Consider the following 23,396-nt stretch of genomic DNA (forward strand, 5'->3'; position numbering starts at 1 on the left):
CCATGGATCTCACAGAATCAATTGCCCCGAAGTCTGACCAGCTCAATGCGGAAGACCTTCTCAGTGGTCCGCGCACCGTGCAGATCGAGAGTGTCACCAAGGGTTCTGCCGAGCAGCCAGTGAACATCCACCTCGTGGAGTTTCCGGGTCGCCCGTTTCGCCCCAGCAAGACGGTGCGGCGGATCCTCGTTGCGGCCTGGGGGGCGGAAGCTTCGGCTTATGTCGGCCGGAGGATGTCGCTCTACCGCGACGCGTCAGTCCGTTTCGGCGGCCAGGAGGTCGGTGGAATCCGCGTCAGCCACCTATCGCACATCGACAAGCGCCTCACGCTGGCACTCACGGTGACGCGAGGCAGGCGCGCACCGTACGTCGTCGAGCCGCTACCCGCGGCGCAGCAGACGGAACCTGTCACAGACGCCGACAGCCTCCTCGCTGCCATCGAGGCCGCGAAGACCAAGGAAGCGCTACAGGAGCTGTGGCGGCTGACAACACCACTGCAGGACGAGGACAAGAAGCTCGCCAGGGAGCGGATCTCGGCCCGCGTCACCGACCTTGAGGCGCCCGATCTGGAACTCGGACTAGAGCCCGCTGGAACACCCGACCCGGAACTCCCTACTGAAACGGAGGCAGTCTAAATGAGCTGGACCACCGCGCCGATGGCCGCGTTCGACCTGGAAACAACCGGCCCGATCCCGATGAACGCCCGCATCGTCACCGCACACATCTCCACGATCGACGGCAACGTCATCTCGGGCCGGAACTGGCTCCTGGACCCGCAGCAGGGTATCCCTGAAGGCGCGACAGCGGTGCACGGCATCACCACCGAGTACGCCCGCGAGCACGGCCAGGACTACGCCGAAGGCTACAGCGAGATCCGCCAGGCACTCGCGGCCGCATGGGATTCGGGTAACACCGTCGTCGTGTTCAACGCGTCGTACGACCTGACACTTCTAGACCGTGAGGGCGCCCGGCTCGGCTATCCACCGCTCGAGGTCGGGCTTGTGATCGACCCGTTCGTTATCGACCGAGCGATGGACCCGTACCGCAAGGGCAAGCGCACCCTCGGCGCGACATGCGAGGCGTACGGCGTCCGACTCGATGACGCGCACTCCGCAAGCGGCGACGCTCTCGCCGCGGCACGGCTGGCCTGGAAGATGGCACGCCGTTACCCGCACCTCGCGGGCCTCGACATCATGGCCGAACAGGCGAAGTGGCACGCCGACCGCCAGGCCGACTTCGCGGCATACCTGCGCCGCTCCGGCAAGGACGCGAGTGACGTCAACGGGGACTGGCCACTCCGCGGACAGGCCTCCACATCCGAGCCGGCACAAGCTGCCGTCGCCTAACCACCAGTCTGTCGGGTGGGTTCGTGGTGCCAGCCGCGAACCCACCCATACCCACTAGAGAAGGAGCCAACCCATGCGTGCCCCAGTGCAGGACCTCATCCCCGGTGACCGTGTCCGTCTCGCGCTGCGTGACGGCGACCAGCCCAGCGACTACACGATCGTCCGGACCCGCGAATTTTGGGGAGGCCGAACAGACCTCACACTCCGCGACCGCCGACGAGCATTCGTCCACTCCCTACCAGCACACGAAGCTGCCGCCGGTATCGACCTCATCACCGCCGAAAGGACAGCCGCATGAGTACCCGCAAGGTCCGCAGCCTCGCCGAGATCCGGTTGCCCGAAGACCCCACCTACGTCCTCGCCGAGTACCGGCACCTCCGCGAAGGTGGTGTACCGCACGAAACCGCCTGCGTACGTGTCGGATACACCGCCCTCGGCATGGAGCAGATGTGCCGGCGCAACGGCATCCCCGTCAAAGACTGCGCCCCGAACCTCGATGCTCTCGAGGAGGCAGCATGAAGGCTCACAAGGTTCGGAAGCAGACCTACCGGAACGGGCGCAACTGGAACACTTGCCAGCACTGCGGGAAGCGGAGCTACCCGACGCAGAAGATCGCCAAACACGCTGCTCGTCAGCTCCATGACACACACCGCGGCGCCTACATGTGCGAATCCGGGTCCGGCTGGCACTGCGGGCGCCTCCCTGAAGCCGTCAAAACGGGCGCAACAACCCGCGCAGAATGGTATGGATTCGCTGCATGAGCATCGAACCTCACACAACCAACATCGAACAGCTGGACTTCCAGCCCTCATGCAGCGTCGGCCACGACCACGACAACCAACTCCCCGAATGCCCGGAAACCGCAACCCACTCGGTCACCGGACACGACTGCACCCAACCCGACGCAGACAATGCCGGCTACACCAGCCGACTCATGTGCGACCGCCACACCCAGGCCGCACGAGACTTCGCGGGCCCCCTCCAATGCCGTGAATGCTGTCGCATCCTCGACGCCACAAAGTGGTTCATCCGAATAGAGCCTCTATGAGACTTGACCGCCCACTCCAATACCGGCTTGCCAGAGCCGGACGCGAACCGGCGGACGCGTTGACCACACACGACAGGGACATCCTCTTCCACAACTTGATGAGGGTGTCCCTGTCCGTGCGAGAGATGGCGGAACTGACCCGCTGCACCCCGTACGTCGTGGACCGCATCTGCACCCGCATACGCGACACAGGCGCAATCACCGCCACCGCCGCAGCCGCATAACCCAGGAACCAACCCAGAGAAGAGGCCCGCCATGGCCAAGGACGCCCGGCACTACATCCGCGTCGAAGTCGACATGCCCGACCACCCCAAGTTCGAAGAACTCTCCAAAGCCGAGAAGTTTCTGATCATCGAGGCCTGGTGCTACTGCAAGAAGTACCACACCGACGGAGTGATCCCGCTGCAAAAGTGGCGCAAAATGGCGACGAAACGCCAGCGAACCGCACTCGAAAACGTCGGCATTGTGACGGAAAACGTCGTCGAAAACGTCGCGATCTGTCACGACTTCCTCAAGCACCAGCAGTCCGCAGCCGACACCGCTGAACTGCGGGAACGCCGCCAAGAGGCCGGACGGAAGGGCGGCGAAACGAAGGCGAAACGTCTAGCAAGTGCTAGAGCAAGTGCTAGCGATATTGACGTACCAGAGAAAGAGGAAGAGAAAGAGGAAGTAACTACTGACGTAGTTACTTCGGGGGAGTCTCCTGCAGAACCAGTCACCACCGCGACAGCTCCGCGCAAGCGCTCCGCCGGCACCCGCATCCCCGAAGACTGGCTCCCCACCAAACTCGACGTCGACCGCCTCCGAACCGATGTCCCCGACGTCGACCTGAAAACCGAGACCGCGAACTTCGTCGACTACTGGCTTGGCAAACCCGGCAAGGACGGCGAGAAGGTCGACTGGACGGCCACCTGGCGGAAGTGGATGCGGAAGGCGCAGCAGGACATCACGGCCCGCTCCACCCGCACCAGCCCGAACCGAGGCAGCTACGCCGTCGACGGCCGCCAGCCCACCGCCCGCGAACGCAAAATCGCCGAGATGGAACTCCGGAAAACATCACCTAACCCGGAAATCCTGCGCCGCGGCGGCTTCCACACCGAAGCCGACCGAATCGACACCGCGCACACCGAACTCGCCCGCCCCCAGCTCGTCGCAATCGAAGGGGAACTCATCGCATGAACCGCGACCAGATCATCGAACTCCTCCAGATCGTCGCCAGCTACGACAACAGCAACAGCGACGAATACCGGGAAGCCGCCTGGCACGAAACCGCGCTCGAAGCGAACTGGACCTACCCCGAAGCCGTCCAAGCCGTCCGCAGCCACTTCGCCCGCTCCACCGACTGGCTGATGCCCGGCCACATCACCCAACACATCCGCAGCCGACGCCCCTGGCCCGCACCGCTCCGCGAAGTCCTCGCATTGCCTGCCGCCCCGCCCGCATCAGAAGAACACCGCCGCCGGCTTGTAGTTGGTTGGCGGGAACTGTGAACACACCTGTGGGGAACGCGGGCTGGGTGAGCGCCTCGGAGGGGTTTGGGGTGTGGATGGTCGGGGGAGCGGGTTTCGTGCGTGTGCGTTGAAGCTGGGCGGTAATGCGGGGTGGTTGGGTTCCGGTCGGCGGCGCTGGTTGCGCGTGTTGTGTGCGCAGTGTCGGCCGGAACCTGCATCCAGTGCCGCGTGGTGGATGCGTGACGCATTGCGCGTGATGCTTGCGTGATGATGCGCAGTGGGCTAGTTTTCTGGCATGACCACATTCGTTCCTGCGCTGCTTGCGGAGTTGCCGGCGCGTGAGGCCTTGCTGGAGGACGAAGCCCATCAGCGGAATCGGCAGTCGGCGGCGGATTTCCCGCCCGGCAGCACGGTGTTCCTGACTGGGGATGCCCGCCGCTGGACCGTGGACAGCCGGCATCTGGACGGGAGTCTCGTCCTCGCCCACGTGTTCCAGCGACTCCGTCTCGCAGCTGACCGACTCCATCTGATCGATCCCACTCGCTGAATGCCAGTTCAGCACAACCCGATTGGAACCAACCCAATGCTCGTCTGCGACTGCGGCACCACCGATAAGCGTCACGACTACGGCTGCAAAGGCTGGCGTCAACCCGAGACACCGACAGCCACCTTCCCCGCCTGGGCCCTCGAAGCCCGCACCGACACCCCTGACCCGTGGGGTTGGTCTGCCCGCGGCATCCCCAACCCCGACAAGGAGACCCGATGAGCGCCCGATGCAACGACAACGGTGGCCAGAGGTTCGGCGCGGGGCATGTCTGCCTGTGCGTTCGTGAAGCTGGACACCCACTCGACAGCGCCCGACCGCACGGCTGCGTCTGCGGTGCGCCGTGGGCCGACAAGGAGACCCAACGATGAGCGACGCAAACCGTGAGCGGCTGATCGACGTGACTGTGACCGCGATCGAGGATGCGATCGGCGACCTCACTCGCGGTCGCGAAGCCGCCGAGTACATCCTCGGCGCGATCCTCGATGCCATGTGCCCCGAGATCGCCACGACCGACCTGCCCGCTGGCGTCGTGTGGGGCCGCGACGGGCAGCACGTCGCCGGGCGTGTCCTCGTCGTCCACCCGAACGGCAACCGCGAGCACGTCGCGACGGTCCGGTACGGCACAGACGAAGACGCGGCTGTCGCCGTCGGCCACATGCTCGACGCGATCGGAGGGAAGCGATGACCGACACGATCACGCCCGAGTTGGCACACCGCGTGCTCGACGTGCTCGAGCAGTCCCCGCACATCGGCCCGGACGGCAGCCTTTCGGCGCTGTTCAAGGTCCGAGATGCCGTGAAGGCCTGGGAGGGTGAGTCTGCCCGCGAGGGACGGGATCGCATGGTCGCAGCGTTCCTATCCGCTTCGTATCACGACGACGATCAGATCCCGTTCCTCGCTGACAACTGGATTCGGGCTGGACGAGCCGCCCGTGAGACCGCCGAGTGGCTGATCGCGGAGGCGGTACACCAGGAGCGGGCCCGGCTTGCGGCTGATGGGCGTCTACTCCCCGAAGGCGGGACGGTGCTCACGGCCGACGAGGCCGACGACGTTCGCACCTTCATGCGCTGGGCCGCTGGCCGCAACAACGGCATGGAGCACCCAGACGAGGCTGCGTACCGGATCCGCGTGAAGTTCGGGCTCTACGACTCATGGGTGCCTGCCCCGGCCAGCGGAGATAGCGAGGCGACGTGCCTGCTCTGCGGTGGAGATGAGCATCCGCGAGGGCTAATGCGGTGGAGAGACGCTGACGGCGAGGCCCACTGGGTCCACCCCGAGTGTTACCCGATTCCGCCTGCTGCGTCTGTCCCGGACAGTGGGCCGGATGGCACACCCGAGAAGCCCTGGGAGACATGGCAGGACGTGCCGGAAGGCGTGCCCGTTCAAGCACCCGGTATGTCCACCGACTCGCTCACCAAGGAGGGAAGCGAGACGATCCACCGCTTCAGGAGTGGTTATGCCTGTTGCAACCGTCTCGACGCAGCGAAGTTTGATGGCCCGTTTGTGCGTGTGGACGGAGACCAGGCATGACGACCGCGGAGCTCCGACTGATCGCGTCGGAACTGAACGAGATCGCCGCATCCCTACCGCATCTGGGCGAACTGGCACGCGCAATCGAGCACATCCACGACGCCGTGACCAACGTCGAGAGCTTCATCACGTACTTGGAGGAAGAGTGAGCACCGCGAAACAGGACCCCATCGCGATCGTCACGAAGGCGCTGGGCGACAAGATCATGCACACCAACGGATCCGGCGACCGGAACCGGGCCTACGCCGCGCATGTGGTGGCTGCACTCACCAACGCCGGCAAACAGATCGTGGAGCTGCCAGAGGGGATTCCGGACGATGACGGGCAGGTGTGGTTCGACGAGTTCGACGTCCGCGTCGACTGCACCGGGACGAGCCGGCCGTACGAGGTGTGGGTCGGTGGCCGATCACGCTCCGCAGCTGGGCTCGAGCATCTGGCGGCCGAGTACCTGGCTGCTGCTCGTGTGGCGGAGGGCGGTGGACGCGGTGAGTGAGTGGACGCGCATCACCTGCCAGCAACGCGACACCATCTACTACGACTCCACTGGCTGCGCTCACCTCCACCCGCTCCGTGGGCATAGCGACCTCGGTGGCGCGTTCGGCGATCCCCGTGTCGAAACCATCTGGGGCGACCCAGAGACCGGGGCGGAGGTGCTGAAGGACGTTCGGCATCCCCGCTACGAGTGGGACTCCCAGGGAGGCGACAGGGAGCCCTGCGAGCACTACGAGCGGAAGGGTGGTGGGCAGCCGTGAGTGAGCGAACCCCTCCACCCTGGTCGCCTCGGATTGGTGAGGTCCACCGCGACTACAACGGGCACCTTTGGATCGGCACGACAGACATGGTCGCGTGGGTCGGCCGGAAACGCGGCGGACCGTGGGCATGGCTGAAGGAACGACACCAGAAAGCGCAGGCCAAGGCCGGGGTAGGCGGTGGGCAGCCGTGAGCATTCGAGCATCGGGCACCCACGGACCGCCCCGCGTCCGCATTCAAACAAGCAGGAGACCAGCCGTGAGCGTCCACATCTGCTACACCCCGATGAAAGTCACCCACCGCGAGGACATCGGTGAGCGGTGGTGCTTCCACTGCCGGGCCCGCCGCGAGTTCCAGTACACCGTCAGCACGCCGACTAGTCGGGAGTCGTACTACGACCCGACACCATCCATCCGCTGCGGAACATGCCAGCTTCCGGACGCTGATCTATTTCCGGGCCGATACCGAGAGTGGGAGTAGCCGTGAGCCAACGAGACGAATTGATCGAACTGCTCGACTCCCTACCCAACCTCACTGTCGTCATCGACGGATTCGACGATGCAGCCCAGAAGCGAGGCGGTCTGTGGTGCAGCTACGAGACCGCACCAATGACCAGCCGTCAACTGTCGAAGTACGGCCCGATCACCATCCTGCACACGCCGCCGACACCGCACATCGAGGCTGGCCCGGTCACGTTCGGCGACGAAGGATTCGAGGTGTCGGCATGAACCAGCAAGACGAAGCCCAGTCGGTCGACTGCATCGAGGCCTTCGACCAGCTCCCCGTCGGCACCATCATCTGGACCGACACCGACGCTCTGGGGCGGGTACGGGCACTCGCCGACTACTGGCGCCAACGCGACGGGGCAGCAGCACAGTTCGGGCAGACACTCGCAGATACCTTGGACGTACCATGACCACCACGGAGGACCAGTGAATAAGCAGAACCCCATCGTTGGTTACGTCGTCCTAGCGAAGCGGCCCGTCGAGGGTGGGTTCGACCACCAGGCAGTCAGCGCCGTGTGGCCGGACCGCCGGCGCGTAGACGTCACCCGCCGCGAACTGATTGCTGAAGCCACCCACGAATGCCGGACCGGCACCGAATACGTGATCGGCGAAATCAGAAGCAGGGCCAGCTGAAGGCCACAGTATCGCCATGGATGGCTATTGCAGCAGCCTGCAATAGCCATCCATGGCGGGGCACCTGGTTGGCTCGTACGGTGTTGTGCAAGTCTCCAGCAAAGCTGCATGGTCTGGCCAATCCCAGCGAAGCCAGCGTGACACCGCCAGAACGGTGACACTCGCAGCGCCCGCGCGCTTGAGCGCGACCGCAGCCGACTGCGCCTTGTTACCACTCGCCCAAGTGTCATCGACCACAAGAACGTGACCACCGTTCACGAGGCTGGAACAACTCGCCCCGACCGAGAACCGGTCGTCACGTGGATTGTGGTCGCCCATGTCGATCCCCGGGCCAATGCCTAGTAGGAACTTCGACTTGTCAGGGATGCGTGCGGCAACAGCGACGTTCTTGGCAATCTCGACAACTGGATGCTCAGCGCCGGGACGATTCTTTGACGGGACGAATGTTACTGCGTTCCACGGCCGCCCCATTTCCGCTTCAAGGCATGCGGCGTGTAGTTCGATGCCAACACGAGCAGTTAGAACCACACGCGTCTGACAATCCGGAGCAGGCGGCAGCGCCTTGTACCTCTTGAAGTCGTGCGCGGACTGGTGCAGGGAGCCCGGCTGGTTGCCTTGACTGTAGGTCAACGTAACCACACGATCTGCAAGCTCGTCGCCAAACTCTGCCCGGTGGCGGCCACACTTACCGCAAATCTCGGACTTCGCCGGACCAGTGCATACTACGCAGACCCCCTCAGAGCCCGGGCGGTAGGTGTTGCGGTAAAACGCTCCCGCCTTTGACACGAGAAGTTCACTCGCAACCTGCTGGGAGGGCGTGAGGATGGCGGCTACCACGGAGCGCTTGAGATGAGTCCGACAGCGGTCCGCTCGCCAGCGATGATCTGCTCGACATGAGCCACCGCCTGGGTTGCATTGGCTGCAACGTAGACGCCCGGTTGCCCCTGTAGTTTGCGAGCCCACGATGTGGTCTTCAGGACGGACTCGGACAAGATCACTGGTCGACCGTGGGCGATCGCTTCACGGGCCTGGATTCTGGTTCCGCTTCGCTCGCTCGCTTCAACAACCACGGTTGCAACCCCATATGCGCTCATAGTCGCGTTTCGCGCGGGGAAAGACCATCGGGTGGGTGAGAAATCAGGCATGAACTGGCTAATCAGCATGCCGGAACTGGCGATTGCGCGCTGGAGTCCGGAATTGGAACGGGGGTATTGGCGGCTGATCCCGTTTCCAAGGACGGCCACAGTCCTACCACCCGCTTCTAGGGCGGAAGTGTGGGCGGCCGTATCGATACCCTCAGCCAGACCTGCCACAACGGTGACGTCGTAATTCACCAGCATGCGCGCGACGTCCGCTGCGAACCTCAGGCCGGCAGTTGAGGCATTGCGGGAACCGACCACTGAAACAGCTAGGTCATGGTCGATCCGGAGTCCTTCGGTGAACAGGATGGGGGGCATCTGATGCACGGAGCGCAACTGCTCGGGGTATGTCGAGTCCATGAAGGTGTGGAACTCGAATTTCGCGGACTTCCACGAAAGGTACTCGCCTATCGCCTCACGCAGTGCCTGGGACGGCTCGTCGTCGTCGAAGAGCGTTCCAGGGAAGTAGGAATGCCACACTTCCGTCGCGCTTCCCCGCTCTGCAACAAGATCGCAAATCTCATGCCACTTCAGCTTCTCGGGCTGCACGCGCAGCAGTGCGACGAGTGTCGCACGCTCGTTGTCGTCCCAGCGCTCCTCGGTGCGGTCGCCTCCCATCACGACCTCCTCGCACACATCGATCCGACTATCGAACACAGGTTCGATAGTCCCATATCCGTATGACAAGTTCGAGGCTAGACAGGCGCCTCTGGGCGCAAGTACACCACCATCTGCCGCAAGTTGCATGGGTCACAGAATAGAGACCTTCGAAACCGGCAGGTCTGATTGGCTCAATTTCACCTAACGGACCGGCCTGCCTGCCGCAGCCGCGCGACCCCGCCGGGTCGGTCCGGCCGATCCTGTCGGTGCCTGCGTTTAGGTTCTCGGCACATCGATCTGGAGGTGTCGGGTGACCTATCAGTTTCGTAGTGCGGATCGAGTCGAGTTCATTCCTGACGAGGACGGGCAGCGTGAGCATCAAGGGGTGTTCTACTTCGTGACGATGGTCGACGGTGAGGCACTGTTGATCGGTACCCCTGAGGCTTGTTGCAGTGGCCCGACCGCGCCGTTGGAGAAGCTGCGGCTGGTGGAGAAGTTCGGGGAGTTCACGCGGGAACCGTTCGTGGATGAGGAATCAGTGATGGGCGACGACCGGGGCGACGACTTCTACGCCTAGCTTCTGCGCAGTGGTTGCGTGATAACGCGCAGTGGATATGATGGTGTGACGGCCTGCCAGGGTCGCAACCGAAAGGAACCATCATGCACAACAGCCTGTTTCGAGTCGTCTCATGAGTCGGCCACGCACCCCGGAACCATCCCGCCTCGACCTGCGGCGCGAACTCGCAGTGATGCGGCGGGTCGTCAACACCCAGGCCCGGCACAAGGGGGCCGCGTGAACCTGTCTGACGCTGCCACAATGCAGCTCGCCACCTCCACAGCTCTCGCTGACCCGGAACTGCCGGCGGGGGAGCGTGACCACCTCCAAGAGTTGCACGACACCGCCAGCCTCATCCTCAACGCCGAGGCTGCAAAGGGTGAGCCCGCTGCCGCGGAGGTTCGCCGACATCAGGGGTTGGCTCGGGCGCGCGCAACGGCCCGCCGGGTTGAGCACCGCCTCCACATGGAAAGGCGCGCTGATGGCTAAGCACTCATCCGAAGACCGAAACCGGCTGCACTTCTTCAACACGGGCGCCTTCTACCTCGAACTGCATCCCGAGCTGTCCTGTGGTCGAACGCCAGTCAGTCACGCGCGGCCCGGCGAGTTCGACGATCAACTCGTCGAGCATGTGCAGCAACGTCTGGATCTGATCGCGGCATAGCGAACTGCACCCCAGGGTATTTCGTCCCTGGGGTGCAGTCGACTCTGCAGCTTAGTTCACGATCTCGAACCCAACGGCCTCGTAGCAGTTCTGGAACTCGCTGCCGCCCTCGAATCCGTCGATCAGGCGGGCGAGGTCGTACTCGTACTGCGAGGTTACGATCTTGCCCTTGTGTGGGCCGCTGAACTTCTCATGTGCCCAAGGCAGCAGTGCCCGTCCGCCGTCGACCGAGGCGAGGTGAATGCGGTCGACCAGCGATCCGCGGTAGAAGATGTCGGCGATGACGATCCAGACCTTCTCGTCGGGTAGGTTCTCGGCCCAATCGAAGCTTCGTGCGGGAGTCGGATTGCTATCGCGCTCGTCGAGGTCGAGTCCCCATGCGATCGAGATGTCGATGTCAGCGTTGAAGATCGCCAGGTTGCCGTGGGCGTCGCTGTCATTCCGGCCCTTGTAGCTCGGCCCGGTGCCGGCGCCCCAGCAGGCGATGTGATTCCAGTCGTCATTCGTTGAGCTGGTGACCAAGTCGCGGAGTTCGTTCAGCTTCATTTCATTCCTTGTCGGGGAGTGGTGCCGTCCGATTGGCGACATCCAAAGACGTAACGACGCAGGTGGTCGGTTTGTTCCCGTCGTCACACCCCCCTCGGACCGAGACTGCGCGATGCTTGCGTGATTGTGCGTGATCAACTACGTTCGGTTCATGCCTCATGCCAGTGAGGCCAACCATTCTGGAACCAACCCAACCCTTTTGGAGTCCCGATGACTACTGCCACCCTTGCCCTCGACCACCGCGAAGCAACCGCACTCCGCAACCTCGGCATCCCCATCGACCACCGCGACCTGATCATCGACATCAGCTGGGGGAGTGAATGGCGTGACGTCCTCCTCGCCGACGAAGCCGATGTGCCGATCCAGTGGGAAGCCGAATACTCGACCCTCGAGACGATGCAGTCCGGGTTCGGGCGCCGGCAGCTGGAGAACGGCCCCGACGAAACCGCCACCAGCGTGCAGCAGTCCGCGACCGGACTCCTCCCCACCATCGGCGCCAACACCACCCACATCCTCGCCGACCCCGCACTCGACCGAGCCCAAGGCGTCACCCTCCACATCAACGGCTGGGCACTCCACCTGACGGGAGCACTCGCATGAGCAAGGTAGACGTCGACGACACCATCATTCAGGTCAAGCTGCCACTCCCCATGGACGTCGCGGCTTCCATCACCGCCGCGTTCGGGCACCTCTGGCCCAACGGCGGCATCGACACCACCGCCAGCAACCACGGCTACCTCACCATGCGGATCCCGCACGACGACCGCTGCCGAACCAAGCGCGCTGCCACCAAGATCCGCGCCGACAAGACCTACCTCGAATCCGCAACCGAAGCCGAAGTCCGCGGATTCGACAAGGACGGAAGCCTCCGCGCCAGCGCCACCGAGTACATCGCCAACTCCATCGGCGCAGCAGCTCGGGCGATGTTCGAGGACAACCCCGAAGCGGTCAACTACATGGAGATGACCGTTCGGGATCCCGAAACTGGGAATTCCTACGTGATCACCGCAGCGAAGTCGAAGGGCCAGCACCCGAGCGCCCTCCACAAGGCCTGCATCGCTGCCCTTGACGACCTGAAAGCCACGATCGGCCGCGTGCGTGCGCTGCTATCCACACCTGGATTCGATGACGGCGACATGCTCCGCGCCGCACTGGAAGGCAAATGCTGATGCCGATCCGGATCCAGCGCAAGCGGACGAAGGGCTGGCGGATGCCCGAAGGGGCTGTGTACGTCGGACGGCCGACGAAGTGGGGGAACCCGTATGTCGTCACCCCAGTTCACGCATCCGGACCATTCGATGTGGTCCGGGCTGACGGGGTGTTCTGCGCCCAGTCGACCGACCTCGAGGCCGCACGCCGGATCGCGACAGATCGATTCCGTCGAGCGGTCGAGGACGGCTGGGATGGGTTCCCGCGACTGAGCGAGATCCGCGCCGAACTCGCGGGCAAGGACCTTGCCTGCTGGTGCACGCTTTCATCCCCGTGCCACGCGGACGTGCTGCTCGAGATCGCGAACACGTGTCCATGCACGGACATGCAGGCACTGCATGACCGCAGTTTCGGGCCTTACATGCGCTGCAGTGATTGCGGCACCCACTACGACACCGACGGGAGCGTGCTGTGAGCGAGCAGCCGACCCTGATGCAGATTGTGGAGCATGGCTGGCTGCAGGACGACGGTTCGATCGAGTGGACCGAACACTTCCAGTGCCCGGTGCCAGCATCGAACCGCACCCGAATCCTGCGCCGCGACAGTGACTATCCCACCGGAGCCGACGGCTGGAAGATCGTCCCCCTCCACCGGGAATCCACCCACCCAACCCTGTCCCGCTACATGTCCCGCACCGCGTGGGAAGACCTCCGCGCCTACACACCCGACCACAGGAGCGCATCGTGACTCTCCGACGTGACTACAACCTCGGCATGGCATTCATCGCGAGACTGCGGGAACTCGACACTAACCGGCAGTTCTCGGCGATATGCGACCAGCAGGAACTGTTCGAGCGGCGCCGATACATGGACGGTCTCGAACACGGCCGTGAAGGCTGCATCGTCGGGCAGGGAACCAACCCTGTCGCGATAGAACTCCTCCGCCAAGACCCGGACGGCTACTTCGGCCTTGTCCGCCAGTACTTCCCAAGACACCACCACCGAAAGGCCGCATAACCATGCGATCGACGAACGTGCTCACCATCTACGGCGCCTCCGACGACCTCGTCGAACTCGAAGGTGCGATCAGCGAAGAGTTCGAGGCCTACGGGCCATGGGCTGGAGTGCTTGTCGCCCCGAACGGTGACTCCCTCATCATCCGGGCCGAGTTCTGCAAGCCAGGGTCTGATGCTGAATGGACCCTCGCCGTTGAAAACACTGACACGCAGACGGAATGGCCCATCCGATTCGGCGAACGCCCGGACCGTGAATGCGACCCCGCCATCCACATCACCATCCCCGAAGGAACCACCATCAAGGAGCTGTCCTGACCATGGCGAACGACACGATCATCACCGTCATCGGTAACCTGACCGCCGATCCCGAACTCCGCTTCACCCCGGCCGGCGCCGCGGTCGCCAACTTCACCGTCGCGTCCACGCCGCGCAGCTTCGATAAGCAGACGAACGAGTGGAAGGACGGCGAAGCCCTCTTCCTCCGCTGCAACATCTGGCGGGAAGCAGCCGAGAACGTCGCCGAATCGTTGACCCGCGGATCCCGAGTCATCGTCACCGGAGCACTCAAGCAGCGCTCCTACGAAACTCGTGAAGGTGAGAAGCGCACCGTCGTCGAACTCGAAGTCGACGAGATCGGCCCCAGCCTCCGCTACGCCACCGCGAAGGTCAACAAAGCCAACCGCGGCGGTGGGGGAGGACAGTCCAGGCAGAGTCAGCCGTCCGGCGACACCTGGGGCAGCACACCCACCTCGGGCGGGTACCGCGACGACGAGCCACCGTTCTAGTAGGCACGCGATACAGCAAACACTTACGGCGCTGCGAGGAAGCAACATCCCTCGCAGCGCCCACAAGTGTTCCCCCCCTACGTTGCGATGTAGAACTGGTAGTAGCTCCCCGGCACAAAAGTGTTGGCCAACAGGTCGGCAGCGAAGATGCCTGGCGAGCCCCAGCTGTACGCGTTGTATCCGGTAGCGCTCAACTCCAGATGCCCGCCGCTGAGAATTACCGGGTTGAATCCGGGGCCGAGAGCAAAGCAGAAGCTGCCATCTGATGCGGTTGTAGCGGACATCGTCGAGACCGCGGTAGTCCCGTTCATCAAGGTACCGACGACAACCACCCCAGGAACGCCCTCTGCGGGAGGTGGCGGCGGACCGCCTGGAACCCAGGGCGCACCAATGTAGACCGCGCCACACAACTGGGAAGACCCACTTGGGATACCACTGGCCGCCGGCACTGCGTTAGCCGTTCCTGCCCCCGCGATCATGAGCCCGACCGCAGCCACAGTGACGGCAAGCTTCGAGATAATCCTGCGCATCGATCCTCCTGGAATTACCCGACCTGAGCAGTTGGTTCCCGACGAGGTCAATATGTGTGCTGGACGATAGCGCGACGGAGCACCCTTGTTGTCCAGTTCGCGGAAGCAGGACGGATCCACCGATTTGCCCGAACCATCCTGATTGCACTGTTAGTCTCACTCGTTCTGCAACCAACAGAACGAGGGGGACATGAACACTTCGACCACCATCCGACGCGGCCTCGCCACCATGGCACTCGCAGGCGCAGCAGCAGTAGCAATGCCAGGCGCGGCGTTCGCCGTCGAGGCCCCAGCCGTCACCGTCGAGACCGGCGTGAACACTGCCACCTTCACAATTACGGCAACCGCGTCTGACAACGGCAAACAGTGCACCGGGCCGTGGATCCATACCGAGGCCAATGCAACAGCGATTCTGGACAGCCCCACACTCGACGTCGCCAACAAACCCATGAACTGGTTCGTCGGCACACCGGTATCACCGAACGGCCAGAACACCCGGAATCCTGACGGCTCGGACAACTACGTGCACCCCTACGGGGGCGAGTCAGCAGTCGCCAAGATCCCATACATCGCCGATGGCAAGTATGTTGCAGGGTCGATCTGCTTGGAGGTTGTGGACGGCGACATCACATACGCCCTAACCCAAACGGCGTTCACCATCGGCACTCCGCCGCCCGTCGATGGCGGCGGAACTGGCGCCGGCAGCCTCGGCTCACTCTCGTTCGGATCTCTCGGCTCCTAGACCACAGGTGCCGGGCCGCGATGAGAGCGGACCGGCACCAGCGCGTGAGAGGCTACCAACAGGTAGAAGGTTGTTCACAGGGTGGGCCGTAGCGTCCGAACGTGTAAGAACGTTCGGAGGCTGCGGCCTACCGTTGTTTTATGACTGAATCATGTTCTCCCACTGGGCCTCACGACACGCTGGTGCGCGGGTTGGAGCAGCTCGAGCAGCTTGGTCTGATTGAGATGCGTTCGGATCTTCAGGTGACCGCCGCACGCCTGCTGGTGGCGATCGATGATCTCGGCGACATGGTCATCGAAAAGACGGCAGTCCAGCAGCTCGAACGGGACGCTGGCACCAAGTCGGGGCTTGATGAGCTGTGTCGCCTCGTCGGCGTTGATCCTCGCGACGTAGCGTTCGCATTCCGCCAGGATGGAAACGGTGCCTGCTGGGATATGGGTGGCTTCCAGGTGGGCTGTGGTGGTGCTGCGTGACGCGGGGAACGGTCCTCTACGTTGAGGGGACCGGCGCGAACCCGCACGCCGGCCGGAACGACCTGCACCTACTCTCCGCGGTCCGTGAGGGCCTCGACTCGCGGGTGTGGCGGTCGATCAATGTCCGCTATCCGGCCACCTACGGGAACCCCAGCGCCTATGCAGACAGTGTCCGCACGGGTGAGGCGAATCTGATACGGGCGATCCGTGACGACCCGTACCCAGTCGCGCTCGTCGGGTTCTCGCAGGGTGCGACGATCGTCGGGAACGTTGCCCGCGACATCGGCCTCGGCAAGCATCCCGACCTCGACGTCCGCGCTGTCGCTCTGATCGCTGATCCGATGCGGCCCGCCGGCGCAGCATCCGGGAACGTTGTCCCTGGCTACGGCATTGGTGGGGAACGCCCGATCCCGGCAGGGAAGTTCCCTGTGTGGTGGTTGTCGAACCCGCGAGACATGATCGCGTGCGCCGACCACGACTCCCTGATTCGCAACATCGCTGACGTCACCCGGCAGATGGGTCTCGCGGATCCTGCAGCGTGGGCGCGGGACGTGGCAGCGACACTCGCAACCCGTACGTGGCAGAACGCATGGAACGCTGAGCGTTTGTTCGACATCCTCTACCAGGCGAACCGTGTCCGACGTGCCCGTGCCGAGATCCGCGGCTACCTGCCCCGAACAGCAGACAATCCAGCGGGTGGTCAGCATCTCGTGTACGGGTGGCAGCCCATCCATCCCGGCGGCCCGACCTACTGCCAGTGGGTTTCGTGGCAGCTCAAGCAGATTGGCAGTCGCCTATGAGCGAGCTGGCGCGGCATGAGGCTGCGGTCCGAAAGTGTTTGGCGGACATGTATGCCGACGATTGCGCAGCGGCGATCGAAAAGCATGGTGTCCACAACATCTGCGCATGGTGGGCTGAGCTGCTGAAGATTCAGGCGTCAATGGACGCTGCGCTCGAAGCGATGAGCCTCGCCACGTGGACGAGCGCAGCGAAACTAGCGAGACTGCGCGGCAACGAGATTCGAGAACTCCGCGCCGAAATCGAGCGGCTCCGCAACCCCGCGTGATGGTTGCGCAACAATGCGTGATAAGGCATACTTACACGCATGTCATTCGACACACCAAGAACCTCCCGAAACTGGCGCAACCAGGCGCCGTGTCGAGGCATCGCAGGATTTGAACGACCCGACGGCGACCGGCTCTGGCCCAACACCGCCGAAGGGTCCGCCGCCAAAACTGTTTGCGGCACATGCTCATTCAAGGTCGAATGCGCCACCGAGGCGCTCACCGCCGGCACTCCCGTCGACAGCTACGCGAAAACCCCCGCCGATGATGTGATCTGCGCCGGATACGTGTGCCGCGGTGACCACAACACTCGCCGCGCCCTCCTGAAGATTGCTGCGGGCGGCACCATTCGCGTGATGAAGCCCCGGCCCGACAACTGCGTCCAATGCGATGAGCGGATGCGCGGCCCGAAAGACCCTCACGATGGGCGGCCTACACATCACGGGCGCGGGATGTGCGACCGCTGTCACAACCGAAACCGACGCAAGGAGAGCGCAGCATGAGCACCCTCGATTTCAAGGCTTGGCCGAAGACTCCCCGCCTCAACCGCAGCATGGTGATTACTGAGAAGATCGACGGCACCAACGCCTGTGTCATCGTTACTGACGGCGGCAAGGTTGTTGGCGCGCAGTCCCGTAACCGGATCATCACGCCCGACGCCGACAACTACGGCTTCGCCCGCTGGGTGTACGAGAACGCCGGCGCGCTCGCTGACACGCTCGGTGAGGGATACCACTACGGCGAATGGTGGGGATCCGGCATCCAGCGCGGCTACGGCCTGAAGGGTGGCGACAAGCGGTTCTCGCTGTTCAACGTCGACCGCTGGCAGTCCCACGAGGACGAGCTGTCGGCAGTGGACGGGCTCGGCATCGTCCCCGTGCTGCACCGGGGCCCGTTCTCGACGATCGACATTGACGGCAAGGTCGACTGGCTGGCAATGAACGGATCCCAGGCCGTCGACTTCGACCGACCTGAGGGCGTGATCGTCTACCTCCCCGCCGCCCGCTCCTCGTTCAAGGTCCTCATCGAGAACGACCACCTTCCGAAGGGACTCGCAGCGTGATTTCCGCTAAGGCTCGTGGTGACGCGATCCTCGCCACCATGCAAGCCGCACGCAACCACCGAGACAGCACCCGCGCCGTCGACTACACGCCATTCGACGAAGCCCACGCCATCATCGAACGCTTGCAGGCCGACGGCTACCTCACCGAACCCGAGGAGAAGGCGTGACCACCGCGCAGGCCTACGAGCCTGACCCCGAGCTGGACACGCCCGTCCCCGGTATGACGATCGACTTCCTCGGCGGCATGGACTCCGACGCCCCGCACGAGACAGCTGGTGTCCTCCGGATGCAGCGTCACGGCATGAAGGGCCCGCAGATCGCGAAGGCGTTGGGTATCCCGCCGCTTCCGCTGCACGGGATCCTCGAACACGCCCTCGACCAGGAGCAGGCAGCCGCCGACGCGGGCCTCCCCATCCACGACGCACGAATCGAGGTCAAGTGATGGCCGCATCCACCGTGGTCCTCGCCGCGAACCTCGACGGCACGCATGCCGGGCAGTCGATCATGTGGCAGAAACGGCGCTACCGCATCGTCGAAATCGAACAGAAACTCACCTACACCCGAATCGGTGTCGACAGCGTCGCAGGATCAACCACCCTCACCTTCGCACCCAACGACCAAGTGACGGTGGAGAAATGAACTCTGTGACGATCGACCTTCCGTTTCAGCGCCCGCCGCTGTCGATGAATGACAGTGGCGTGTCACGTGGTGCAGCGATGGCGAAGGCCCGGACCATTCGGGATGTGCGTGAAGTGATGGTGCAGCTAGCACGTGCCAACAGGTTGCCGACTGGACTCGACTACGTGACCGTCCAGTTGCACTATCAGCCCCGCGACAATCGTGCACGCGACACCGATAACCTCGTCGCCACACTCAAGCCGCTGGCCGATGGCTTGACACCCACGAAGCTCGTCAAGACGAAGCGCGGCATGAACACGCACGCGGGCTACGGCATGGTGCCCGACGACTCCACCCGCCACATGTCGAAGCCTGAGCCGATCATCCACCCCGCCGTGAAGGGCGAACCGGGACGGATGTGGCTGGAACTCAGTTGGGAGGAAGCGTGCTCAACGCAGTGTGCATCGTGATCCTGTTCGCGGCGGCGTTCGTCTGCTACGGACTCATGTTCCGGGACAGCCGTCGGTTCGGTTGGAGGACAGCATGAGCGCCCCGTTCAAGTCCTCGGCCCGCCTGCGGTTGAAGCCGCGACCGAAGCCGCCCGAACACGAAACTGTCACCCTCCCCGGCAATACCGAACTGCGGTTCCTCAACCTCGACGACCTTCAACAAACCGACGACGGCCGCCTATACCTCGGAGACCCGTCGAACATCCTCGAGTCGAACCCGCAAACCCCGGAACCCGAACCCACCACCATCAACGTCAGGAGCTCACAGTGAGCATCACGGACAAGCTCGCCAACGCCGGCCTTGTGAACCCGACCGTTCTCGAGGAAGCCGAGAACATCATCGGCGGCCAACGGCAGGACGACTACGGCACCGCCGAACGGAACCTCGGCCGCATCGCGGACATGTGGGCGGCGTTCCTCGACATCGAGTTGACGGCCCGCCAGGTCGCCATGATGATGATCCTCCTCAAGGTGTCCCGCGACGCCACGAAGCAGAAGCGGGACAACGTCGTCGACATCGCCGGCTATGCGGCCCTCGCCGACGAGGTGGCCTGATGAAACGCCGGGAGGTTGGTTTCCGTGTCGCGGTAGTGGCCGTCACCGCAGCGTGGGCGCTCGTCCTCGCCACCACCGCTTGGATCATCGCCTCCGCGATCGCCGACACGGTCACAGTCACCGGCTGGCTCGCCGCAGTCGCCGTCACATTCGCGGCCCTAGTTGCCGCCACAGCATGGGAGGAAGCAGGCCGTGAGTATCGCAGCCGCCATTGATCACGCACTCACCCGCAGCAGGCGCCGATGCACCACCGGCGCATGGCTCGACAGCCGAACCGATGACGAACGGGCAGCAATCGAACGTGGCGTCGCCGCGGGACTATCCGCAGCCCAACTCAAGCAGATCTGCGCCGAGGCGGGCTTGCACGTTGGTATGACCAGCTTCCGGGAGCACATGCGCGGCATCTGCCCCTGCACTGGAACCGTAGGAGCCGCCGCGTGAGCCTTGCCGACAAGATCGACAACGCCCTCGACAGTCAGCAGCAGCCTGCGAACAAGGGCAGCATCGACGTCACGAGTGATGGTGCTGCCGTGAACAACGTGGTCGTCACCTCACCGATCCTCGACGACTGGCGCCCGGTGTTCGAGCTGTTCAACCTGGACGCCAGCGTGTTCGAGGTTGTCGATGACACAGTCCGCATGTCCACCTGGCAGCAGTCCGCCCGCACAAAGGACGGCGACCGCGACGCAATCCAGCTGTACTCGTATTCGGCGCGGTTCCGGCGGATCACCAGCGAGAAGATCCCAGACAGCACCATGCGGCAATGGCGTGCCGCCCTGCAATCGATCACCGACCGCCCCACCGCCGCAACCGAAGCGCCGGCAGTCGTCGCCGCCACATACTCGATGAAGATCGCGGACCCGCAGCTCGGGAAGAAGGGCACCGACGAAGCCGTCGAGAACTGGAAGCGAGGCGTCCTCGGGCACTGCGCGGCCATCCGCGGGATGGCTGCTGCGGGGCGGCGGCCGGAGGCGGTCCATGTCGCCTGGATGGGCGACGAAACGGAGGGTGTGTGCAACAACTATGCGAACCAGCCGTACACCGTCGAACTGAATCAGTCGAAGCAGCTTGAGCTGGACTTCGATCTGCGGGTGTGGACGCTCAAGCAGGTCGCCGAGTTGAGGCTGCCGATCTCCGCATCCTCGGTGATCTCGAACCATGGGGAGTGGACCCGCAACGGATCCAAGGATCCGGTCACCAGCCAGGGCGACAACGCCTCAACCTACATCGCCTGCCAGGTGAAGAAGCTGTTCGACGAGATGGCACCGTTCGGTGGCCCGGTGATTGACTGGACCATCGGCGACGGCGACCCCGCCGTGCTGGTGAACCTGTCAGGTGTCGACTGCTACTTCACCCACGGCTACGTCGAGAAGGGCCGTGGCGGATCAACCGAGCTGCGCGCCAAGTCTGCTGTCGAGCGTCAGATCCTCGGCCGCACAGAAACACTCGGATCGGTTCCGTTGTGGTTCTTCGCGCATTACCACCATCTGTACACGAACGAGTTCCAGAACCGCACTCTGTTCGGGACGCCGGCGTTGGAGGCTGAGCGTTCATCGGAGTACATGCTGAATCAGTATGGGGTGTGGTCGAAGCCGGGGATGCTGGGCCTGTTGGTGGGGGAGCACACGTCGCGGTGCTGGTCGGATTTATCCGTCATCTAGCCCATGGCCTTGATTGTCCGGTATCCAGGCTCCGAACTTGACGAAACCGGCACTGCGGCATGTGACGATTGAAGGCATGAGCACCTTCAAGCTTCCGGTCTACAACGTTCGAGTGTGGGACAAAGACTTCAACCTCATCGGCGATGTGACGCAAGGCTGGCGGATTGATGAGCCGACAACCATTGCGGTTCCACTGGATACGCCGATTGGCCAGGCTGTCGCCAACGTCCACAAGGCGTCCACGTACTTGACTGTGGACCACCCTGACCGGGAACACTGGCGCGGCCAGATATCGCAGGTGGAGTGCCGACGACCATTCGGTACCGAGCCGATCGCCATTGCCCAGTTCTCCGACTACGCGCCGTTGATGGCGACGCTGGAAGCCTTCGCGGATCTCACCCGCCGGATCAACGAGGCAACGGCATGACCGGCGAAAAGTTCGTGACCATCATCGTGAAGGTTGACGACGTGACAGTCGAGCAGACTGTGAAACTCCCGTACGGCAAAGGTAATCCGCTGTTCGTTCCACAGACCGTCGACGGCGGAATCGATGAGGCCGCAATGGGTGTGCGCACGATGCTGGTCGCACGGTTCGGCGACATCCGACAGAAGGCCCGACCATGACGAATATTGTTGCGTTCCCGAATGCCTCGGGTGTGCGTGCTGAGGCGTGGGAGTTGCTGCGGGAGACGCCTCTGCAGCTGTTGGAGATCCGGCAGCACATCGCGCCGACGCATAAGCGGGGCCCGGAGGACGGCAGCACGCATGCGAAGCCGTCGTCGCAGCCGCCCGTCGCTCTGGATCCGATCGACGCGATCACCGCTGAAGAGGGTCAGGTGATCATGTGGTCGCGGATCTACGGTTTGAAGCGGGGTACCGTCGGCCAACGCATCCAATACCTGGCGGCCAAGTTCCCTGACATCCCGGACTGGGATTTGGAGAACGTGCTCGAACGGTGGCGACCCATCCGCAACGTGAACCGCCGGCTATGGCCGACCGGGGCGGAACGACAGTGGCTGACCGAGCAAGAGGCCATCAAGTTCGCGAACAAGGATGCCCGCACGTTGCGGCGTTGGCGAGCCGCGCACCCAACACTCGGACGACGCACCGAATCCGGCATCGAATACCACCGCACCATCCTCCGCGACGTGATGGCCGCGATGGAAGTTGCTGCACGGGAACGCATTCAAGCAGTCACAAACGCGCAGGTCGCGGCGTAATGTCCGGTCCCGCGATAGGATAGAGGTATCGCGCTTTTCGCGGGGAAGCCCCGGTAGCGCAGTCGGATTCGCTCGACCAATCGTGTCGGCACCCACCGCCCCCGTCTCCCCAGTCAGGTCGGCCACCTGGGTAGAGACGGGGGCACTCAACGTTTCAGGGAGTGGGCAGTGGCGATGATGCGCTGGTCCTGCTCGCGCGGATGCTGCAATCGAGGAAGTCGAGCGGCAGAGAAGCGGGTCACGAAAAAGTGGCTCGACGAATACGAGAACCGCACAGCCGTTGACTGCCCCTGGAACGGGGATGTTGACGAAGAATGCCCACCATTCACCGCCTGCAACTGCTAGGAGCCCTGTTGAAGCCGTCTGTCGGAAGAATCGTCCAGTACGCGTCGAAGAACGGCGACGGCATCACCTCGCCGGCCATCGTCCTCCGTACCCGTGACACGACGAACCTCGACGTGATCGAACGTTGGGGACCGTCGCCGGATGGAACCCTGTCCAGCAAGGGGCGACCAGCCGACCTGGTCCCAGAGCTTCCGGACGACTACACGGTGGACCTGCTCGTGTGGGGACTCGGCGGCGACTACCGTGAATACGCCGTCCCACACCGCCCGCTGGCGGAAGATGGCACACCCCAGTCGCCACGAACTTGGGCATGGCCTCCGCGAGTCTGAGAGTTGCTGGGGGATGCCCGAG

45 protein-coding genes are annotated in these 23,396 nt (G+C 63.7%); 42 read left to right on the forward strand and 3 right to left on the reverse strand.

Annotation, left to right across the window (positions count from 1 at the left end; translation table 11 throughout):
* Nucleotides 1–2: 2 nt before the first annotated feature.
* From AC1RIF_RS19480 to AC1RIF_RS19550, 15 genes are all read left to right on the forward strand, one after another.
* The gene (locus AC1RIF_RS19480) at nt 3–635 is read left to right on the forward strand and encodes a hypothetical protein (RefSeq protein WP_492603006.1); all 633 of its coding nucleotides are present in this window, start codon (nt 3–5) and stop codon (nt 633–635) included.
* Nucleotides 636–1,346, forward strand: coding sequence for a 3'-5' exonuclease (locus AC1RIF_RS19485; RefSeq protein WP_492603007.1), 711 nt, complete (start codon nt 636–638; stop codon nt 1,344–1,346). It begins immediately after the preceding gene.
* A 73-nt stretch (nt 1,347–1,419) separates the two neighbouring features.
* The gene (locus tag AC1RIF_RS19490) at nt 1,420–1,644 is read left to right on the forward strand and encodes a hypothetical protein (RefSeq protein ID WP_492603008.1); all 225 of its coding nucleotides are present in this window, start codon (nt 1,420–1,422) and stop codon (nt 1,642–1,644) included.
* Nucleotides 1,641–1,865: a hypothetical protein gene (locus AC1RIF_RS19495; RefSeq protein ID WP_492603009.1), complete on the forward strand. Its 225-nt coding sequence runs from the start codon at nt 1,641–1,643 to the stop codon at nt 1,863–1,865. Before AC1RIF_RS19490 ends, AC1RIF_RS19495 begins: the two co-directional genes overlap by 4 nt.
* Before the next feature lie 784 nt (nt 1,866–2,649).
* A complete protein-coding gene (locus AC1RIF_RS19500; protein WP_492603010.1) occupies nt 2,650–3,573 on the forward strand; it encodes a hypothetical protein in 924 nt (307 codons plus the stop codon).
* The gene (locus AC1RIF_RS19505) at nt 3,570–3,884 is read left to right on the forward strand and encodes a hypothetical protein (RefSeq protein WP_492603011.1); all 315 of its coding nucleotides are present in this window, start codon (nt 3,570–3,572) and stop codon (nt 3,882–3,884) included. The genes AC1RIF_RS19500 and AC1RIF_RS19505 overlap by 4 nt, the downstream gene beginning before the upstream one ends.
* A 256-nt stretch (nt 3,885–4,140) precedes the next feature.
* A complete protein-coding gene (locus AC1RIF_RS19510; RefSeq protein ID WP_492603012.1) occupies nt 4,141–4,392 on the forward strand; it encodes a hypothetical protein in 252 nt (83 codons plus the stop codon).
* 364 nt (nt 4,393–4,756) lie between these two features.
* Nucleotides 4,757–5,077 carry a hypothetical protein gene (locus tag AC1RIF_RS19515; protein WP_492603013.1) on the forward strand — a complete coding sequence of 107 codons (321 nt, stop codon included), beginning with the start codon at nt 4,757–4,759 and terminating at the stop codon, nt 5,075–5,077.
* Nucleotides 5,074–5,922: a hypothetical protein gene (locus AC1RIF_RS19520; RefSeq protein ID WP_492603014.1), complete on the forward strand. Its 849-nt coding sequence runs from the start codon at nt 5,074–5,076 to the stop codon at nt 5,920–5,922. Before AC1RIF_RS19515 ends, AC1RIF_RS19520 begins: the two co-directional genes overlap by 4 nt.
* Nucleotides 5,919–6,071, forward strand: a complete 153-nt coding sequence (locus AC1RIF_RS19525; protein WP_492603015.1) for a hypothetical protein — start codon at nt 5,919–5,921, stop codon at nt 6,069–6,071. The genes AC1RIF_RS19520 and AC1RIF_RS19525 overlap by 4 nt, the downstream gene beginning before the upstream one ends.
* Nucleotides 6,068–6,415, forward strand: coding sequence for a hypothetical protein (locus AC1RIF_RS19530; RefSeq protein ID WP_492603016.1), 348 nt, complete (start codon nt 6,068–6,070; stop codon nt 6,413–6,415). Before AC1RIF_RS19525 ends, AC1RIF_RS19530 begins: the two co-directional genes overlap by 4 nt.
* The gene (locus AC1RIF_RS19535; RefSeq protein ID WP_492603017.1) at nt 6,408–6,674 is read left to right on the forward strand and encodes a hypothetical protein; all 267 of its coding nucleotides are present in this window, start codon (nt 6,408–6,410) and stop codon (nt 6,672–6,674) included. Before AC1RIF_RS19530 ends, AC1RIF_RS19535 begins: the two co-directional genes overlap by 8 nt.
* A 480-nt stretch (nt 6,675–7,154) precedes the next feature.
* Nucleotides 7,155–7,400, forward strand: a complete 246-nt coding sequence (locus AC1RIF_RS19540) for a hypothetical protein (protein ID WP_492603018.1) — start codon at nt 7,155–7,157, stop codon at nt 7,398–7,400.
* Nucleotides 7,397–7,588 carry a hypothetical protein gene (locus AC1RIF_RS19545; RefSeq protein ID WP_492603019.1) on the forward strand — a complete coding sequence of 64 codons (192 nt, stop codon included), beginning with the start codon at nt 7,397–7,399 and terminating at the stop codon, nt 7,586–7,588. Before AC1RIF_RS19540 ends, AC1RIF_RS19545 begins: the two co-directional genes overlap by 4 nt.
* Before the next feature lie 16 nt (nt 7,589–7,604).
* Nucleotides 7,605–7,811, forward strand: coding sequence for a hypothetical protein (locus AC1RIF_RS19550; protein WP_492603020.1), 207 nt, complete (start codon nt 7,605–7,607; stop codon nt 7,809–7,811).
* An 830-nt stretch (nt 7,812–8,641) separates the two neighbouring features.
* Here the strand turns inward: AC1RIF_RS19550 and AC1RIF_RS19555 are convergent.
* Nucleotides 8,642–9,568, reverse strand: coding sequence for a DNA-processing protein DprA (locus AC1RIF_RS19555; RefSeq protein WP_492603021.1), 927 nt, complete (start codon nt 9,566–9,568; stop codon nt 8,642–8,644).
* A 292-nt stretch (nt 9,569–9,860) separates the two neighbouring features.
* On the opposite strand from AC1RIF_RS19555, the gene AC1RIF_RS19560 reads away from it, so the two are divergent.
* Both AC1RIF_RS19560 and AC1RIF_RS19565 read left to right on the forward strand, forming a co-directional pair.
* A complete protein-coding gene (locus AC1RIF_RS19560; RefSeq protein ID WP_492603022.1) occupies nt 9,861–10,127 on the forward strand; it encodes a hypothetical protein in 267 nt (88 codons plus the stop codon).
* 358 nt (nt 10,128–10,485) lie between these two features.
* On the forward strand, nt 10,486–10,770 hold the full coding sequence (locus AC1RIF_RS19565) for a hypothetical protein (protein ID WP_492603023.1): 285 nt from the start codon (nt 10,486–10,488) through the stop codon (nt 10,768–10,770).
* Between the two features lie 51 nt (nt 10,771–10,821).
* Here the strand turns inward: AC1RIF_RS19565 and AC1RIF_RS19570 are convergent, their stop codons facing one another.
* On the reverse strand, nt 10,822–11,316 hold the full coding sequence (locus AC1RIF_RS19570; protein ID WP_492603024.1) for a hypothetical protein: 495 nt from the start codon (nt 11,314–11,316) through the stop codon (nt 10,822–10,824).
* A 210-nt stretch (nt 11,317–11,526) separates the two neighbouring features.
* On the opposite strand from AC1RIF_RS19570, the gene AC1RIF_RS19575 reads away from it, so the two are divergent.
* Genes AC1RIF_RS19575 through AC1RIF_RS19605 form a run of 7 tightly spaced genes read left to right on the forward strand, consistent with a single transcriptional unit; the run spans nt 11,527 to nt 14,265 of the window.
* Nucleotides 11,527–11,916, forward strand: a complete 390-nt coding sequence (locus tag AC1RIF_RS19575) for a hypothetical protein (RefSeq protein ID WP_492603025.1) — start codon at nt 11,527–11,529, stop codon at nt 11,914–11,916.
* 50 nt (nt 11,917–11,966) lie between these two features.
* Nucleotides 11,967–12,485, forward strand: a complete 519-nt coding sequence (locus AC1RIF_RS19580; RefSeq protein WP_492603026.1) for a hypothetical protein — start codon at nt 11,967–11,969, stop codon at nt 12,483–12,485.
* Nucleotides 12,485–12,940, forward strand: coding sequence for a DUF4326 domain-containing protein (locus AC1RIF_RS19585; RefSeq protein ID WP_492603146.1), 456 nt, complete (start codon nt 12,485–12,487; stop codon nt 12,938–12,940). The genes AC1RIF_RS19580 and AC1RIF_RS19585 overlap by 1 nt, the downstream gene beginning before the upstream one ends.
* Nucleotides 12,937–13,212, forward strand: coding sequence for a hypothetical protein (locus AC1RIF_RS19590; protein WP_492603027.1), 276 nt, complete (start codon nt 12,937–12,939; stop codon nt 13,210–13,212). The genes AC1RIF_RS19585 and AC1RIF_RS19590 overlap by 4 nt, the downstream gene beginning before the upstream one ends.
* Before the next feature lie 26 nt (nt 13,213–13,238).
* Entirely contained in the window at nt 13,239–13,481 is a 243-nt protein-coding gene (locus AC1RIF_RS19595) for a hypothetical protein (protein ID WP_492603028.1), read from the forward strand.
* A gap of 17 nt (nt 13,482–13,498) precedes the next feature.
* On the forward strand, nt 13,499–13,795 hold the full coding sequence (locus AC1RIF_RS19600; protein WP_492603029.1) for a hypothetical protein: 297 nt from the start codon (nt 13,499–13,501) through the stop codon (nt 13,793–13,795).
* Nucleotides 13,796–13,797: 2 nt separating this feature from the next.
* A complete protein-coding gene (locus AC1RIF_RS19605) occupies nt 13,798–14,265 on the forward strand; it encodes a single-stranded DNA-binding protein (protein ID WP_492603030.1) in 468 nt (155 codons plus the stop codon).
* Between the two features lie 77 nt (nt 14,266–14,342).
* On the opposite strand, the gene AC1RIF_RS19610 is transcribed toward AC1RIF_RS19605, so the two are convergent.
* Entirely contained in the window at nt 14,343–14,795 is a 453-nt protein-coding gene (locus AC1RIF_RS19610; protein ID WP_492603031.1) for a hypothetical protein, read from the reverse strand.
* A gap of 190 nt (nt 14,796–14,985) precedes the next feature.
* On the opposite strand from AC1RIF_RS19610, the gene AC1RIF_RS19615 reads away from it, so the two are divergent.
* From AC1RIF_RS19615 to AC1RIF_RS19700, 18 genes are all read left to right on the forward strand, one after another.
* A complete protein-coding gene (locus AC1RIF_RS19615; protein ID WP_492603032.1) occupies nt 14,986–15,537 on the forward strand; it encodes a hypothetical protein in 552 nt (183 codons plus the stop codon).
* Between the two features lie 191 nt (nt 15,538–15,728).
* Nucleotides 15,729–16,010 carry a hypothetical protein gene (locus AC1RIF_RS19620; protein WP_492603033.1) on the forward strand — a complete coding sequence of 94 codons (282 nt, stop codon included), beginning with the start codon at nt 15,729–15,731 and terminating at the stop codon, nt 16,008–16,010.
* The gene (locus AC1RIF_RS19625; protein WP_492603034.1) at nt 16,007–16,810 is read left to right on the forward strand and encodes an alpha/beta hydrolase; all 804 of its coding nucleotides are present in this window, start codon (nt 16,007–16,009) and stop codon (nt 16,808–16,810) included. The genes AC1RIF_RS19620 and AC1RIF_RS19625 overlap by 4 nt, the downstream gene beginning before the upstream one ends.
* Nucleotides 16,807–17,076, forward strand: coding sequence for a hypothetical protein (locus AC1RIF_RS19630; RefSeq protein WP_492603035.1), 270 nt, complete (start codon nt 16,807–16,809; stop codon nt 17,074–17,076). The genes AC1RIF_RS19625 and AC1RIF_RS19630 overlap by 4 nt, the downstream gene beginning before the upstream one ends.
* A 39-nt stretch (nt 17,077–17,115) precedes the next feature.
* Nucleotides 17,116–17,577 carry a WhiB family transcriptional regulator gene (locus AC1RIF_RS19635; protein WP_492603036.1) on the forward strand — a complete coding sequence of 154 codons (462 nt, stop codon included), beginning with the start codon at nt 17,116–17,118 and terminating at the stop codon, nt 17,575–17,577.
* Nucleotides 17,574–18,137 carry an RNA ligase family protein gene (locus AC1RIF_RS19640; RefSeq protein WP_492603037.1) on the forward strand — a complete coding sequence of 188 codons (564 nt, stop codon included), beginning with the start codon at nt 17,574–17,576 and terminating at the stop codon, nt 18,135–18,137. The genes AC1RIF_RS19635 and AC1RIF_RS19640 overlap by 4 nt, the downstream gene beginning before the upstream one ends.
* Nucleotides 18,134–18,304: a hypothetical protein gene (locus AC1RIF_RS19645; protein ID WP_492603038.1), complete on the forward strand. Its 171-nt coding sequence runs from the start codon at nt 18,134–18,136 to the stop codon at nt 18,302–18,304. The genes AC1RIF_RS19640 and AC1RIF_RS19645 overlap by 4 nt, the downstream gene beginning before the upstream one ends.
* Nucleotides 18,301–18,579, forward strand: coding sequence for a hypothetical protein (locus AC1RIF_RS19650; RefSeq protein ID WP_492603039.1), 279 nt, complete (start codon nt 18,301–18,303; stop codon nt 18,577–18,579). Before AC1RIF_RS19645 ends, AC1RIF_RS19650 begins: the two co-directional genes overlap by 4 nt.
* Entirely contained in the window at nt 18,579–18,776 is a 198-nt protein-coding gene (locus AC1RIF_RS19655; protein ID WP_492603040.1) for a hypothetical protein, read from the forward strand. The genes AC1RIF_RS19650 and AC1RIF_RS19655 overlap by 1 nt, the downstream gene beginning before the upstream one ends.
* Complete coding sequence (locus tag AC1RIF_RS19660; RefSeq protein ID WP_492603041.1) at nt 18,773–19,225, forward strand: RusA family crossover junction endodeoxyribonuclease; 453 nt, start codon at nt 18,773–18,775, stop codon at nt 19,223–19,225. Before AC1RIF_RS19655 ends, AC1RIF_RS19660 begins: the two co-directional genes overlap by 4 nt.
* A gap of 73 nt (nt 19,226–19,298) precedes the next feature.
* Complete coding sequence (locus AC1RIF_RS19665; RefSeq protein WP_492603042.1) at nt 19,299–19,535, forward strand: hypothetical protein; 237 nt, start codon at nt 19,299–19,301, stop codon at nt 19,533–19,535.
* Nucleotides 19,532–19,819, forward strand: coding sequence for a DUF6378 domain-containing protein (locus AC1RIF_RS19670; RefSeq protein WP_492603043.1), 288 nt, complete (start codon nt 19,532–19,534; stop codon nt 19,817–19,819). The genes AC1RIF_RS19665 and AC1RIF_RS19670 overlap by 4 nt, the downstream gene beginning before the upstream one ends.
* Nucleotides 19,819–20,034, forward strand: a complete 216-nt coding sequence (locus AC1RIF_RS19675; protein WP_492603044.1) for a hypothetical protein — start codon at nt 19,819–19,821, stop codon at nt 20,032–20,034. Before AC1RIF_RS19670 ends, AC1RIF_RS19675 begins: the two co-directional genes overlap by 1 nt.
* 222 nt (nt 20,035–20,256) lie before the next feature.
* Entirely contained in the window at nt 20,257–21,480 is a 1,224-nt protein-coding gene (locus AC1RIF_RS19680; protein ID WP_492603045.1) for a hypothetical protein, read from the forward strand.
* A 76-nt stretch (nt 21,481–21,556) separates the two neighbouring features.
* Nucleotides 21,557–21,907, forward strand: a complete 351-nt coding sequence (locus tag AC1RIF_RS19685; RefSeq protein ID WP_492603046.1) for a hypothetical protein — start codon at nt 21,557–21,559, stop codon at nt 21,905–21,907.
* Entirely contained in the window at nt 21,904–22,104 is a 201-nt protein-coding gene (locus AC1RIF_RS19690; RefSeq protein WP_492603047.1) for a hypothetical protein, read from the forward strand. Before AC1RIF_RS19685 ends, AC1RIF_RS19690 begins: the two co-directional genes overlap by 4 nt.
* A 53-nt stretch (nt 22,105–22,157) precedes the next feature.
* A complete protein-coding gene (locus tag AC1RIF_RS19695; RefSeq protein WP_492603048.1) occupies nt 22,158–22,700 on the forward strand; it encodes a hypothetical protein in 543 nt (180 codons plus the stop codon).
* 353 nt (nt 22,701–23,053) lie between these two features.
* Entirely contained in the window at nt 23,054–23,374 is a 321-nt protein-coding gene (locus AC1RIF_RS19700) for a hypothetical protein (RefSeq protein ID WP_492603049.1), read from the forward strand.
* Nucleotides 23,375–23,396 lie beyond the last annotated feature (22 nt).

The sequence above is a fragment of the Prescottella sp. GW823-FHT02E09 genome (genome assembly GCF_058797375.1).